This window comes from Ruegeria sp. CDSA079 (genome assembly GCF_059612245.1).
Genome location: NZ_JBXWQF010000003.1, coordinates 213,266 through 226,956, shown reverse-complemented (window position 1 = coordinate 226,956; position 13,691 = coordinate 213,266). Strand labels below are relative to the sequence as shown.

11 protein-coding genes are annotated in these 13,691 nt (G+C 57.2%); 6 read left to right on the top strand and 5 right to left on the bottom strand.

The window, feature by feature from the left end; translation table 11 throughout:
• The first annotated feature begins 8 nt into the window (after nucleotides 1–8).
• The 4 genes from AC2FJZ_RS04850 to AC2FJZ_RS04835 all read left to right on the top strand — a co-directional run bounded on the left by AC2FJZ_RS04850 (nucleotide 9) and on the right by AC2FJZ_RS04835 (nucleotide 4,780).
• Nucleotides 9–2,216: a HEAT repeat domain-containing protein gene (locus AC2FJZ_RS04850; protein ID WP_496776261.1), complete on the top strand. Its 2,208-nt coding sequence runs from the start codon at nucleotides 9–11 to the stop codon at nucleotides 2,214–2,216.
• 14 nt (nucleotides 2,217–2,230) lie between these two features.
• The gene (locus AC2FJZ_RS04845; RefSeq protein ID WP_496776260.1) at nucleotides 2,231–2,716 is read left to right on the top strand and encodes a plastocyanin/azurin family copper-binding protein; all 486 of its coding nucleotides are present in this window, start codon (nucleotides 2,231–2,233) and stop codon (nucleotides 2,714–2,716) included.
• Entirely contained in the window at nucleotides 2,709–3,953 is a 1,245-nt protein-coding gene (locus tag AC2FJZ_RS04840) for a molybdopterin molybdotransferase MoeA (RefSeq protein ID WP_496776259.1), read from the top strand. Before AC2FJZ_RS04845 ends, AC2FJZ_RS04840 begins: the two co-directional genes overlap by 8 nt.
• 92 nt (nucleotides 3,954–4,045) lie before the next feature.
• On the top strand, nucleotides 4,046–4,780 hold the full coding sequence (locus AC2FJZ_RS04835; protein WP_496776258.1) for a response regulator: 735 nt from the start codon (nucleotides 4,046–4,048) through the stop codon (nucleotides 4,778–4,780).
• 172 nt (nucleotides 4,781–4,952) lie between these two features.
• Here the strand turns inward: AC2FJZ_RS04835 and AC2FJZ_RS04830 are convergent, their stop codons facing one another.
• Nucleotides 4,953–5,846 carry a LysR substrate-binding domain-containing protein gene (locus tag AC2FJZ_RS04830; RefSeq protein ID WP_496668238.1) on the bottom strand — a complete coding sequence of 298 codons (894 nt, stop codon included), beginning with the start codon at nucleotides 5,844–5,846 and terminating at the stop codon, nucleotides 4,953–4,955.
• 604 nt (nucleotides 5,847–6,450) lie between these two features.
• On the opposite strand from AC2FJZ_RS04830, the gene AC2FJZ_RS04825 reads away from it, so the two are divergent.
• Nucleotides 6,451–8,277, top strand: coding sequence for a BCCT family transporter (locus AC2FJZ_RS04825; RefSeq protein ID WP_496776257.1), 1,827 nt, complete (start codon nucleotides 6,451–6,453; stop codon nucleotides 8,275–8,277).
• Between the two features lie 140 nt (nucleotides 8,278–8,417).
• On the opposite strand, the gene AC2FJZ_RS04820 is transcribed toward AC2FJZ_RS04825, so the two are convergent.
• The 4 genes from AC2FJZ_RS04820 to AC2FJZ_RS04805 all read right to left on the bottom strand — a co-directional run bounded on the left by AC2FJZ_RS04820 (nucleotide 8,418) and on the right by AC2FJZ_RS04805 (nucleotide 12,750).
• On the bottom strand, nucleotides 8,418–9,209 hold the full coding sequence (locus tag AC2FJZ_RS04820; protein ID WP_496776256.1) for an FAD binding domain-containing protein: 792 nt from the start codon (nucleotides 9,207–9,209) through the stop codon (nucleotides 8,418–8,420).
• A gap of 94 nt (nucleotides 9,210–9,303) precedes the next feature.
• Nucleotides 9,304–11,664: a xanthine dehydrogenase family protein molybdopterin-binding subunit gene (locus AC2FJZ_RS04815; RefSeq protein ID WP_496776255.1), complete on the bottom strand. Its 2,361-nt coding sequence runs from the start codon at nucleotides 11,662–11,664 to the stop codon at nucleotides 9,304–9,306.
• A gap of 51 nt (nucleotides 11,665–11,715) precedes the next feature.
• Nucleotides 11,716–12,198 carry a (2Fe-2S)-binding protein gene (locus AC2FJZ_RS04810; protein ID WP_496668230.1) on the bottom strand — a complete coding sequence of 161 codons (483 nt, stop codon included), beginning with the start codon at nucleotides 12,196–12,198 and terminating at the stop codon, nucleotides 11,716–11,718.
• A 27-nt stretch (nucleotides 12,199–12,225) separates the two neighbouring features.
• A complete protein-coding gene (locus AC2FJZ_RS04805) occupies nucleotides 12,226–12,750 on the bottom strand; it encodes an SRPBCC family protein (RefSeq protein ID WP_496776254.1) in 525 nt (174 codons plus the stop codon).
• A gap of 230 nt (nucleotides 12,751–12,980) precedes the next feature.
• Between AC2FJZ_RS04805 and AC2FJZ_RS04800 the strand changes: the two genes are divergently transcribed.
• A complete protein-coding gene (locus AC2FJZ_RS04800; RefSeq protein ID WP_496668226.1) occupies nucleotides 12,981–13,664 on the top strand; it encodes a response regulator in 684 nt (227 codons plus the stop codon).
• The last annotated feature ends 27 nt before the right edge of the window (nucleotides 13,665–13,691 follow it).

Here is a 13,691-nt window from a genome sequence, read left to right as displayed (position 1 = left end):
GATCCGATATGAACATCCATTCCGATACTTCCCTGCGTGACGAGGCCACCAGCCTGTTTTCCGAATACGCAAAATCCGACTTTGACGTGATCCGCTTGCGCGCCGTTCAGGCCCTGACTGCAATTGGTGCGGGAGACAATTCGGCACTGGTTGAGGCATTGCTGGACGACGACGAAGACGTCCGACAGGACGCCGCGCAGGCGCTTGGTGTTTTGGGTGTAAAAGAGGCCGCGCCGCAGTTGCTTGAAAACCTGATCCACGATCCCTGTGGCGAGGTGAAACTTGCCTGCGTGACCTCATTGGCCACGTTGAAAGCCGAGGATGCCACCCCCTATCTGCGCACTCTCGTGACCGGTCGCGGGGATGAGATGACGTGGGACGAGGACGAGTTGCATCAGGACGAGTGGGATGACTGGCTCGACACGCAGATTGCCGCAATCAAAGCGCTGGGTCAGATGGGTGACGCTGCGGCGATTGAGCCCATCGTCATGGCCCTGATGGACGAAGACGGGCAAGAGTTGGGCGATGTGGCCTGCGAAGCTTTGGGCTGGATCGGGGAACCCTCGGTCCCGACATTGGGCGTATTCACCCAATCCTCGAACCGTCGTCTGCGGCACCGTGCGCTGCGGACGCTGGCCACGATTGGCGGGGCCGAGGCCGAAGCGATTTTGCGCAAGGCGCTTTCCGACAAGGAGGGTGAAATTCGTCTGATCGCCTATGAGGCGCTGATGCCGAACGACCCCGCACTTGTCGAGCGGGCGCTGAACGACGCGGTGGAAGAGATCCGCATAGCAGCTCTGGGGCAGTCCGGTCTTTCGGAGCCCGAGCTTTTGGATCGGATGATGCGCGACCCCGGGGCGAAAGTTCAATTGGCTCTGATCGAGCGGCTGAACCGCAGCCAGCCTATCGAGGATCAGGACGACTTGCGCTGGCAGGTACTGGACTTCCTTGCGACCGGTCAACAGCCCGAAGTGTCTGCTCAAGCACTTGGTCTGTTGGCCGCCTTGGCCCCCGAGCTTGTGTCCGACCGCTTGAACGCTGTGTTCTCGATCAACGCCGACGACCTCAAGGGTGAGCGCCTGCAATGGGCTATCGTCGACGCTCTTGCCTCCTCGCCTTTGCGCGAAGCGACGGAGTGGTTGCAGCGTGCCTGTCGCTCACCCTTCCGGTCGGTTCGGCTCAAGGCTATGGCGTCGCTGGCAATGATTGTCACCGATACAGATCGCCCGCATGTGAACCAGCAGCAGGGCCGGGAGCTGCTTTTGTCTTTTGCGCTGGCCCCGATGCCATTGGCCGTCGACGTGGAACAAAAAGAAGAGGCAATACAAACGGATTTCGCCGCTCTGGAAGAGGCGGGCCTGGATGTGTCCGAAGGGGGCGAGAATGGCCCGACCTCCAGCCTTGGGGCTATTCTTGGTCATGACGCCATCGCTGCCGAGATGACGCAAGAGGCCGAAGAGGACGATGTTCAACCCTTAACCCCGCGCGAACAGGCACTGTTGGCCAAGGCAACCCGTCACCCAAAACGCCGCCGTGTCGCGCTGGATGACGATGCCGAAGCGCTGGAACGTGAAACGCGTATGTCAGCCATCCGGTTGCTGGGTGAAGTGCGTGGAATGCAGATTATGCTGGCTCAGATCGCCAAAGACCCCGAAGCGGATATTGCTGCACAGGCTGTTTCCGCTTTGTCCGTGTCGCTGGCCCGCCACGGGTCCGAGTTGAGCGATGACCAATTGATTGATCTGATCGCTTCAGGTGTGTCGCATACTGATTCAAATCTTGCGCTTCAGGCTCTTGAACTATTGCAAACTACCGATCTGCCGCCACAGGACGCTTTGCGTGGCAAGTTGCGCTTGATGTTGAAAACCGGGGATACTGCATTCCGGATCGACGCCATGCAGATCCTGACCCAATGGGATGGAAAGCCGAACGTTGCGCGCAGCCTGCTGGATGACATCTCAGCCCCGGTGCGGCAGGCCGCAATGCGGCTGTTGTCGAGCGTCGCCCCGGATCAGGCCGCAGCAGCCATCGTGCCCTTCCTGTTGGACAATCCCGAGCAGCGAATCGTGACCTATGTCAATGACAGTACCTCTGCGGTGGTGTCCATTGGGCGCGAACTGCTGGTTGGATTGCGCGACGAGAACCGCCGCGCGCAATGGCCGGTGATGATCAGCGCATTGGCTGACCTGTTGGGGAAACCATCTCGGGCGGCTTAAACCCGGAGGGACAGATGAGGATTTCGCTGAAATTGTGTGCAGCGTTTCTTGTGGGGACGATGGTTGTTGCCCCCGCAGTACAGGCCGAGGACGTACCCGAAGTCGCTGTGGTGCATCAGATTATCGACCTCAATGCTGACACTCCGGCACATGCCTTCCGTTTTGAGCCAAAATTCCTGCAGGTTCCCGCCGGGGCCACGGTGCGTTTCAAAGGCTCAACCGGGCGGCATACAGTTACAGCAATTCCTCGGATGATCCCCGTCGGCGCGCGCGTATTCGAAATTCGTGGCAAGCCCGAGCTGGACCTGACCTTCGAGAAAGAAGGCGTCTACGGCATACGCTGTCGCGTTCATGGTCGCCACGGCATGGTGATGCTGTTGGTGGTTGGCGATCCAAATTCGAATTTGGAAGAGGCCAGGACCTATTTGCCCAAACTGGGCGAGGCAGAACAGGCCGGTTTCGAAGAACTGTTTGCATATATGGAGGCCCAAAATGGCTGATGGATGCGCCTGTGACCGCCACGCTCATATGTATCTGACTGTGGATGACGCTCTGCGGCGCGGCCTGTCAATTGCTGATCCACTTACGGACCGCGAGACTTTGCAGCTGACGCAGGCAATAGGTCGGGTATTGGCAGAGGATTGTACCAGCAAGGTCGAAATGCCCGCCTTCGACAATTCGGCGATGGACGGCTACGCAGTACGGACAATTGATTTGAACGACGGCCCGCTGTTCGAACTCTCTGTGGCCGGTCGCATCGCGGCGGGGGACAGCGCTGAGCATGATGCACCTGCCGGAAGTGCGCTGCGGATATTTACCGGCGCGCCGGTTCCCACGGACTTCGATGCGGTTGTGATGCAGGAAGACTGCGACGTCACCCTTGACGGAATTCGATTCAGCCGTCGCCCTAAACCTGGTCAGCATATTCGCCGTGCAGGCGAAGATTTGCGCGCAGGCGCCCCGATCCTGCGGCGTGGATGCGAGATCGGACCGCGAGAGGTCGCCGCGCTAGCCTCGGCCGGGTATGGTGAGGTCGCAGTCTACCGCAAGCTGAAGGTCACAATTTTTTCCACTGGTAGCGAGTTGCGCCAACCGGGCGAGGCATTGGGTCCAGGGCAGATCTATAACTCCAACCGTTACATGCTGCTTGCATTGTTGCAAAAGCCGTGGATTGAGTTGACTGACAGCGGCCCGGTCAAGGACGATCCAGACATTTTGGAACAGGTTCTGCGCGAAGCGTGTGAAAACTCGGATCTGATCGTTACGACCGGTGGTGTATCCGTTGGTGATGAAGACCACATGCCACGCCTGTTTGCCGAGATCGGTGGTCAGACGGACGTTATGAAAGTTGCAATGAAACCGGGCAAACCCATCATGTTCGGACGCTATGGACGCGCACTTTATGTAGGGTTGCCGGGCAACCCGGTGTCGGCCTATGTGACATGGCAGATCATCGGGTCGCAAATGATGGCGCGTCGCGCCGGATTGCATTACAATCCGCAGGTAACAGTCCCGGCGGTTCTGGCAGAACCTTTGCGTCGCCGTGCCGGCCGCCAGGAATACCGCCCGGTTCAGATCGAGGGCACGACCCCGGATGGTCGCCCGAAGTTGCGGCTGATGGCTCCGTCTTACAGCGGCCGTGTGGCTCTTCTAGCTCAGGCGGAAGGGCTGGCGATCATTCCGGCCGAGGTTGAAGAACTGCCTGAAGGTCACGTTCTGGACCTGCTGCCAGTCTGAATGCCACAGCATGACCGTTGTGCGCGCTTGCCAGTTTCAAGCGCGCGCGGATACAAGACTAATAAGCCAGTTCATTCTGCCGCCAGAGATTGATGACAGCCAAAGATCATATCCTTGTCGTTGATGACGACCCGCAAATCACGTCCTTCCTGCAACGCTATCTTGAAAAGCAGGAATGTGACGTGACCTGTGTGGCGGATGGAAACGCCATGGATGTTGTTCTGGAAACGGCGAACGTAGACTTGATCTTGCTGGATATCGGGTTGCCTGGTCGTAACGGATTTGACATCACGCGCGAATTGCGGATGCAGTCGAATATTCCGATCATCGTGCTCTCAGGCCGGGATGAGATCTTTGACCGGGTTGTCGGCCTGGAGTTCGGAGCCGATGATTACATCACCAAACCCTTTGAGGCGCGTGAGGTTCTGGCGCGCATCCGAACTGTGCTGCGCCGAAGCCGGGCAGAGGACGCAGCGACTGCCGCAAACGGATCCGAAGCCACGCAGATTGTGTTTGGCGATTGGGTGCTAAACCCACATGAGCGAACGTTGACAGCCAAGAGCAGTGGACAGCAAACGCCCCTGACTACAACTGAATTTGACGTTCTGCACGCTTTTGTCACCAACCCGCATATCGTGTTTTCCCGCGATCAATTGCTGGACAAGGCGCGCGGCCGTGAAACCGTGGTTGGGGACCGGACCATCGACGTGCATGTCTTGCGCCTGCGCAAGAAAATCGAACCCGACCCGAGTGAGCCGACTTTTATCAAAACCATTCACGGTATTGGATACTGTTTTGCGGCAAACGTGCGTAAGAGCGACGGCTAAGGCGTTCAGGACAGCCGGTTAGACGACTTTCATACCCGGCTTTATCTGCGAGGCAATTCGGAAGGAACGCGGCGCAAATTGTGGTTTCAGGAACAAGGTCCTCTGACACTGGCGGAGACGGTTCCCCGTTGGTGTGTGCCCGAAGCCGGTTGTGGTCGGGCTCAATCCAGCGTTATTCCAATGAAGACTGGGCTTCGGGCAGTTCGGCAAGCAACCATGTCTTGAGGGCCCGCGCCCCATCCGAGAGTTGATCATCAGGGCGACCGACAAGAAAAAAGTTCTCAGGGGCGGGAAGAGTGAACGCGTCAAGTGCTGCAAGCTTGCCCGAGGACAGCATAGGCCGAACAAGGCGTTTCCATCCCAGCGCCAGGCCCGCACCCTTGCGCGCCATCTGCAGGGCTAGTGCATAGCTGTTGACGCGCGACTGCACGGGGATATCGCCCTGAAATCCAAGGTCGCGAAACCACGACGTCCAGTTTGTCCAGCTGTTGTCTTGGGCTTCAAGGTTGATCAGACGACATTCTGCAAGATCATTGAGGCTGGCCCCTTTTAGATCTCGCGCCATCTCGGGACTGCAAACGGGAGTCAGAGTGTCACGGTACAGTTTTGTGTAGGTGAGGCTCGCGCTCGCCTGCTGGCCATAGCGAATGAAAAAGTCTATGTCCGGCCGATCCGTGAGTGGTTGGTCCTGAGCTAATTGGTTCACTTTGATATGCGGATACTCTTGCCAGAACCGGATGACGGACGGCGACAACCACAATGCCGCGACCGCGGTTGTTGACCCGACCGTTACCTGATTTTCAGAGTCACCATTGCGGATCTTCTCCAGAACGGCCGAGATCCGCCTGAAAGACGACCCGAGCACCTCCAGCAGATCATGGCCGTCTTCGGTCAAGTCCACACTTCGGTGCTTTCGGACAAAAAGATCTGCGCCCAAATCGCATTCAAGTGCTTTGATCTGGTGGCTGATGGCTCCTGGTGTCACCGACAATTCAACCGCAGCCTGCTTAAAGCTCAGATGTCGCGCGGCAACTTCAAACGCCGATAATGATGTGAGTGGAGGCAAGTTATATTGTCTTCGTGACATGAATTCCAACAAGTTTTTTTAGTTTTGGATTTACTTATATTCACGTGAATTGCGAGAGTTTTCAATTAAATTCCGTTTTTGCTGGCTCGACCCGTGTCACGTGAGATGAATCAGGGATCTGTCGGTGTTGTGCCTTGTTCGGAAGCGCTGCTGAATCGCAAGTTTCGCACAGTTTTTTTGGCTTCGGGCGGGTGATCTCTGCCGCAAACAAACAGTTCCCTGAATATGTTGGTCGCTTCGCGTAAGAGAATGGTCGGTTTCTCAGGTGAACACTCCTCACCTCTGAAGTAGGTTTCTGCAAATGGAGATGAGCGCTCATATCTTGCGATGTTGCGATCAGGTTAAACACCTTTTCGTTCTACCTCCAGGATGCAGCAGAATCTGCAAGCGGTGCAAAACCGGGAGGAAATCAGCGGTTGGCCACGCAAAAAGCGTGACGTCATAGGACCTCCAAAGACCAGGCTGTCAACGTCCCACACGTGTTCTGGCGCATAAAGCAGAGTATTGCGCCGTGAGACAGGGAGGGCTGACAGCACCAGTTTCGAAGAACGAAATCCGACATATGCAAGGAGGAGCACGCAACATGTCGATACCCGAACCCTTTACGGATGTTGAGATACAAACGGCGGATGCTGGTTTCTATGAGAACTATAGCGTCCCCATCGCCCTATTCAGCAAGGCCATCATGGTTGGTTTGGTTTTGTGGGCACTTGTTTTCCCTGCAAATGCAAACAGCACGCTGGGCAGTCTGAACGGCAAGTTGCTGGAAATCTTTAATAGTTTTTACGTCATAATCGTCGGCGTGTTTTTCTTTTTCCTGGCCATCGTTGCGATCATCCCCTCGACGGGACGTCGGATCATGGGAACACCCGGTGAAAAGCCTGAGTTTTCGAATTTCTCGTGGTTCTCCATGATGTTTGGTGCCGGTCTGGGCGTGGGCTTGATGGTCTTCGCCACAGCAGAACCACTGGGCCTCTGGGGATCGAACCCCGAGGTCGTGTCTGGCGCAGTTGAAGGCAATACGCCCGAGGCCCTGCAATCGGCTTATCGCTTCACCTATTTGCACTATGGGTTCCACGCTTGGGCGATCTATGTGGTGACCGGTCTGTCGCTGGCCTACTACGCTTACACCCGCGACATGCCTTTGACGATCCGCTCGGCGCTGACACCTCTATTTGGTCGTTTCGTCAACGGCTTTTTCGGCCATGTGGTCGACGTTCTGGGCGTTGTTGCAACGATTCTTGGCGTGTCCGTCACTATCGGCTATGGCGTCAGCCAGTTTATCGACGGCCTCTATGCCATCACTGGTATGGGCTGGATCATGGACTTGAGCGCAGAGGTTCCGACCCCCAGCAAGGTGGGTCTGATCTCGGGTCTGGTTGCGATCATGGCGCTCTCCATTCTTTCGGCTGTGTCAGGTGTTGGGCGCGGCGTTAAGTACCTGTCGAACCTGAACCTTGTCTTGTCGGTTATCCTGCTGGGCACATTCATCGTTTTCGGCTCGTTTGTATTTGCCATGACTACCTACGGCACGGCGATGTTCGATTATATCCTTCACTTCCTGTCGCTCAGCTTTAACGCCTATGGCCCGCTGTCGGCAGAAGCATATGCGGCAGCCTTGCCTGCTGAGGCTCAGGCTCATGCCGATGACCTGGTTGCGGGTGCAACCAACGCATGGGGCAGCTTTGACGGCTTCAAGGGCGGTTTGGAAGGCGCTGCGGCAGAGTTGGACGAAGCGACCCTGGCTGCAGCCTACGCGGCAGGTGAGCAAGGCCGTCAGTTCGGCTGGCAGGCAGGTTGGACCACGTTCTACTGGGCCTGGTGGATCGCGTTCTCGCCCTTCGTGGGCTTGTTCCTGGCGCGAATCTCCAAAGGCCGTTCGGTGCGCGAGTTCATCTTGGGCTGCGTCTTTGCCCCTGCTTTGGTCTGTTTTGCTTGGATGACTGTTCTGGGCGGCACAGCAATTGACCTGGAACTGGCCGGGGCTGCCGAAGGTGCGATCATTGGCGCATCGAACACCAACAAACTGTTCGTGACGCTGTCCTACATGATCGACGGAGGTCTGCTGTCCATGCTGAACGTGATGTGCGTGATCCTGATCCTGACCTTTCTGGTCACTTCGGCGGACTCGGGCATTCTGGTGATGAACACCATCATGTCGGGTGGCAGCCAGGAAACTGGCATCAAGCACCGCATTATTTGGGGTGTGATACTTACGGCTGTGATCGGCGCGCTTATCCTGGCGGCGGGTGAAAACAATCCGATGGATGCGCTGCGCAATGCGATGATTATCGGCGCGCTGCCGTTCACTGTGGTGATGGGTCTGATGTGCCTTGCACTGGCCAAGGCCCTGTTCCGTGACAGCCAGCGTGACAAACACGGGTCAACAAGCACTCAGGCTGCAGAATAGGCATATGCCTTCTGAAGAACTGGTCAGGCCGCCCGTGATGGGCGGCCTGACTTTTTTGGGCGCTAAAAAGGCGACAACTTCACTGTCCAGAACGAAAAAGCCCCGGCTTTAACCGAGGCTTTCCGGGCTTTGGAAAATCCTTACATGCAAGCTTCAACAGCACGTTTTGTCATGACCGAAACAAGGTGCGCGCGATACGCTTTGCTACCATGCAAATCGGCGATCATGTTGGCCGGGTTGATCCGAAGATCCATCAAGGCATCTGGGCGGAATTCCTTGTTCAAGGCTTCTTCTGCCTCGGACCAACGGAAGACACCATCTTCACTTGCACCCGTCACAGTCACGCGTACGCCATCCGCGAAACGGGCAAGGTAAACACCGACTAACGCAAAACGCGATGCGGGTTGCAGGAACTTTTGATAGCTCGCTGCCTGCGGCACGGGGAAACGGATCGAGGTGATGATTTCACCTTCCTCAAGCGCGGTGGTGAACATGCCTTCAAAGAATGCATCCGCCGCAATCTGCCGCGTATGGGTCACAATGGTTGCCGCAGACCCCAGAACGCCTGCCGGATAACAAGCGGCTGGATCATTGTTGGCCACAGAGCCACCGATGGTGCCACGGTTGCGCACCGCCGGATCACCGATCTGTCCGGCAAGCGCCGCCAAGGCCGGATACGTCGCCGCGGCCTCACGCGCAACGGTGGCGTGCGTCGTTGCGCCTCCGATCGAGAGGGACCCGTCATCCTCAACGCAGACGCCCTGCATCTCAGCAATCCCGCTCATCGACACCAGCTTGGAGGGTGCGGCAAGACGCTGCTTCAGTGTCGGGATCAAGGTCTGCCCGCCCCCCAAAGCCTGCGCGTCCTCAGCCCCCAATGCAGCAACTGCATCGGCGATGGTCGAGGGTTTTTCAAAATCGAAACTGTACATTTCGTCTTCCTTTCCGAAAGGCGCGGATCCGCCCTTCATCTGGCTATAAATATCTCAGGGAGCGCGAGGGGCTGGCCCCTCGCACCCCAACACCTCAGCTGTTCATCGCCGCCCAGACGCGCGACGGGCTTACAGGCATGTCGATGTGATCCACCGCTTTGCCGCCTGAATTCAGTGCGTCGAGAACCGCATTGACCACCGCAGGCGGTGAACCAATCGCTCCGGCCTCGCCACAGCCTTTCACCCCCAGCGGATTGTGCGTACAGGGCGTCTGGCTGGAATGATCGACACCGTAAAACGGCACATCATCCGCGCGCGGCATCGCATAGTCCATGTAAGAGGCGCTGAGCAGTTGGCCGTTCTCATCATAGGCGCAGTTCTCAAGCAGGGCCTGACCGATACCCTGGCCAATACCGCCATGCACCTGACCGTCGACAATCATCGGGTTGATGATGTTGCCGAAGTCATCCGCGGCGGTGAACTTCTCGATGCTGACCTGACCGGTGTCCGGATCGACCTCGACCTCACAGGCGTAGGCGCCAGCCGGGAAGGTGAAGTTGGCCGGGTCATAGAACGCGGTCTCTTCCAGCCCCGGCTCCACTTCCAACGGATAGTTGTGCGGCACGTAGGCCGTCAGGGTTACATCGCCCCAAGCCACCGATTTGTCGGTACCTGCTACGCTGAATTGTCCGTCTTTCAGCTCGATGTCCGCCTCGGACGCCTCTAACAGGTGCGCGGCGATCTTTTTGGCTTTCTCGATCACCTTCTCGGTCGCCTTGACCATGGCCGAGCCACAGACTGCAAGACTTCGCGAACCATAGGTGCCCATGCCAAAGGGGATTTTCGAGGTGTCCCCATGCACAATCTCGATCATCGACTCGTCAATGCCGATCATGTCGGCCACAACCTGCGGGAAGGCGGTCTCATGCCCTTGTCCATGGCTGTGCGCGCCGACCATGACGCTGATTGAACCAGTTGCGTTCACGCGAACAGTGGCTGCATCATAAAGACCCGCCCGGGCCCCAAGCATCCCAACAATGTTGGAAGGCGCAATGCCACACGCTTCGATGTAGCAGTTGATGCCCAAGCCCCGCAGCTTGCCGTTGGCCTCGCTTTCCGCTTTCCGCGCGGCAAAGCCTGCCAGATCGGCGGCGGCCTCAAGCTTGTCCATCGTACCGTTGTAATCCCCGGTGTCATAGGTCAGCGCCACCGGTGTGTCATAGGGGAACTGAGTGACAAAGTTCTGACGGCGCAGTGCAATTGGATCGAGGCCCAACTCTCGCGCGGCCTTATCCACCACACGCTCAAGTTGGAAGGTCGCCTCGGGGCGGCCAGCACCGCGATAGGCATCCACTGGCACGGTATTGGTGAACATCGCCTTTACATTCACCTGAATGACCGGGGTCTTGTAGTTGCCCGCCATCAACGTCCCATGCAGCCAGGTTGGCACCGAGCTGGAGAAGGTCGACAGATACGCACCCAGATTGGCGTAGGTGTTGGTCCTCAGACCGATGAAGTTGTTATCCGCATCCAGCGCCAGTTCGATCTTGCTGACATGGTCACGGCCATGCGCATCAGACATGAACGCCTCGGACCGGCTGGAGGTCCACTTGACCGGACGGCCGCAAGCCTTCGCGGCGAAAGTGCAGAACGCCTCTTCCGCATAGTGGAAGATTTTGGTGCCAAATCCACCGCCCACATCCGGGGCCACAACGCGAACCTTGTGTTCGGGCAGGCCCAGAACAAAAGCGCACATCAGCAGACGGATCACATGCGGGTTTTGCGACGTGGTGAAGAGCGTATACTCATCTGTGCCGCGCTTGTATTCACCAACGGCGACACGGGGTTCCATCGGGTTTGCGACCAGACGGTTGTTGACCAGATCCAGTGTCGTCACATGCACGGCATTGGCAAAGACCTCATCGACCTTGGCGTCGTCAGTCTCGCCCAACTGCCAGTCATAGCAGATGTTGTTTTTCAGATCGTCATGGACAAGCGTCGCTCCGTCCTGCGCGGCGGCTTTCATGTCGATCACGGCGGGCAGTTCTTCGATGTCCAGATCGATAGCTTCGGCCGCGTCACGCGCCTGCTCAAGGCTGTCGGCCACAATCGCGGCAATCGGGTCACCTACGTGGCGGACTTTGCCCTGCGCCAAAATGGGATGCGGCGGTTCCTGCATGGGCGCGCCGTGCTTGTCGGTCACTTCCCAACCGCAGGGCATCCCACCCACGCCTTCAAAATCCTTGCCGGTGAATACCTTGACCACACCGGGCATGGCTTCGGCGGCTGAGGTGTCTACTGATTTGATCCGTCCATGCGCAATGTCGGATCGAAGGAAATGCACATAGGCCTGGCCATGTACGTTTATGTCGTCGGTGTAATTACCTGCTCCGGTCAGAAAGCGTACGTCCTCACGCCGCTTGGAACTGGCTCCGATGCCACTGTCTTTGGGCATTGCTTGTTCTCCTCCCTGGAAAAGAATTTTCGTCGAAAACTCTTGTCCGCCTCACTCGGCGGCGATGCTGGAAACGTCCTGGCCGGATGCAGCCATGATCGCTTTGACGATGTTATGGTAGCCGGTGCAGCGGCACAGATTACCTTCCAGATATTTCCGGATTTCGGCCTCGGTCGGGCGCGGGTTCTCTTTCAGCAGCGCAGCTGCGCTCATCACCATCCCCGGAGTGCAGAACCCGCACTGAAGGCCGTGATGATCCTGAAACGCCTGCTGGATCGCGTTTAACGACCCATCTGCATTCGCCTGACCTTCGATTGTGCCCACGTCGGCCCCGTCGGCTTCAGCCGCCAACATGTTGCAAGACTTCACCGCCTCACCATTTACATGCACCACGCAGGCACCGCATTGCGCGGTGTCACAACCGACATGGGTGCCGGTCAACGACAGGTGTTCGCGCAGAAATCCGGACAGCAAAGTCCGGCCTTCGACGTCTCCGCTTACGGCTTTGCCGTTAACGGTCATGGTAATCTTCATGAATTTTCCTCCCTGAATTCATATGGTTCAATCGCCCAATACGCGCTTGAACCAACCTTTCTTTTCTTCTGTGCCCTCACCCTCATCCGAAGTTTCAGCCACGGGCGCAGGTTGAGGTTCGACCGCGTTCTGAAAATTCTCAAAAAACTGGTCAGCCAGTTTTCTGGCAACGCCGTCGATGACTCGCCCTCCGAGTTGCGCCAGCTTTCCACCGACACGCGCGTCGACGTTATAGGTCAGCAGCGTGCCTTCGGGGGCGTCTGCCAAACTGACATCTGCAGACCCTTTGGCGAACCCTGCCGCTCCGCCCTTACCTTCACCCGAGAGCTTCACTCTTTCAAGCGCCACGAGATCGGAAAGGGTGACGACCCCTTTGAAGGTTGCTTTGACGGGTCCAACTTTCTGCACAACCGTCGCCTCGAACCCGTCTTCAACCGAGCCGGTCATTTCCTGACATCCCGGCACACAATCCTTCAGAACTTCTGCCGACAAAAGCGCGTCCCAGACCTTGGATCTTGGCGCGGCAATGACGCGGCTGTCGCTGAGTTCCATTTCGCGTCTCCAAATATTTTTCGTTACGCTACGCGGTGTTGGCCGCCCTGCCTATAAGACCTTGGGTGTAGTTGTCGCCCCGCGTAAACCCAATTTCGTCCACTCTGCCGTTCCATTGCGCCGCAGGCAATCAATTTGTCGCCTACGACTTTCGCCCAGTAGGGGCTGTTTTCATTGAGTGCTAGGATTGGTTAGGCTGGAGCCAACTCGATTTCAAAAGGCGATACCAAATGCTTGCCGATTCCTCCCGACGGACCAATTTCAAGAATGTTCTGATTGTGGACGATCATCCTTTGTTTTGCGACGCATTGTCGATGACGCTGCAAACAGTCGCCCAGATCGGTGAAATCCACACTGCAGACCGCATGGAAGGCGCAATGGATTTGTTGGCCAATGGGCTGAAACCGGATGCCGTGATGCTGGACTTGAACTTGCCTGATGTTGACGGGTTGGATGGGCTTGTACGCTTGAAGGCCGCTGCAAATGCACCGGTAATCGTGGTGTCATCCCTGACGGACAGTCGCGTTGTCAGCCAAGTGATTCAGGCCGGGGCTTCGGGTTACGTACCCAAGCATAGCCAGCGCGACATTTACCGCTCGGCTATCGAGGCGGTGCAATCCGGGGACATTTTTGTGCCCGAAGGCTGTGTATTGATCGAAGCGGAAAACGACGATGAGCACAGCGACGCGATCAACCGTCTGGCGACGCTCACAAATCAGCAGTCGCGCATTCTGCAACTGATCTGCGAAGGCAAACTGAACAAACAGATCGCTTTTGACCTGTCGATTGCAGAAACCACGGTAAAGGCGCACGTAACTGCAATCATGCGGAAACTGGGGGTGCAAAGCCGCACGCAGGCGGTTTTGATCGCCAAGAAAGCGTCCTTTGCCAGCGTCTTGCAAGACCAAGGCTAAGCGGCATAGTCTCACCCCATTGTCGCG

Excerpts from the sequence above, each read along its gene's own strand:
- AC2FJZ_RS04850 (WP_496776261.1), top strand. The coding sequence starts at position 9 with ATGAACATCCATTCCGATACTTCCCTGCGTGACGAGGCCACCAGCCTG.
- AC2FJZ_RS04845 (WP_496776260.1), top strand. The coding sequence starts at position 2,231 with ATGAGGATTTCGCTGAAATTGTGTGCAGCGTTTCTTGTGGGGACGATG.
- AC2FJZ_RS04840 (WP_496776259.1), top strand. The coding sequence starts at position 2,709 with ATGGCTGATGGATGCGCCTGTGACCGCCACGCTCATATGTATCTGACT.
- AC2FJZ_RS04835 (WP_496776258.1), top strand. The coding sequence starts at position 4,046 with ATGACAGCCAAAGATCATATCCTTGTCGTTGATGACGACCCGCAAATC.
- AC2FJZ_RS04825 (WP_496776257.1), top strand. The coding sequence starts at position 6,451 with ATGTCGATACCCGAACCCTTTACGGATGTTGAGATACAAACGGCGGAT.
- AC2FJZ_RS04820 (WP_496776256.1), bottom strand. The coding sequence starts at position 9,209 with ATGTACAGTTTCGATTTTGAAAAACCCTCGACCATCGCCGATGCAGTT.
- AC2FJZ_RS04815 (WP_496776255.1), bottom strand. The coding sequence starts at position 11,664 with ATGCCCAAAGACAGTGGCATCGGAGCCAGTTCCAAGCGGCGTGAGGAC.
- AC2FJZ_RS04810 (WP_496668230.1), bottom strand. The coding sequence starts at position 12,198 with ATGAAGATTACCATGACCGTTAACGGCAAAGCCGTAAGCGGAGACGTC.
- AC2FJZ_RS04805 (WP_496776254.1), bottom strand. The coding sequence starts at position 12,750 with ATGGAACTCAGCGACAGCCGCGTCATTGCCGCGCCAAGATCCAAGGTC.
- AC2FJZ_RS04800 (WP_496668226.1), top strand. The coding sequence starts at position 12,981 with ATGCTTGCCGATTCCTCCCGACGGACCAATTTCAAGAATGTTCTGATT.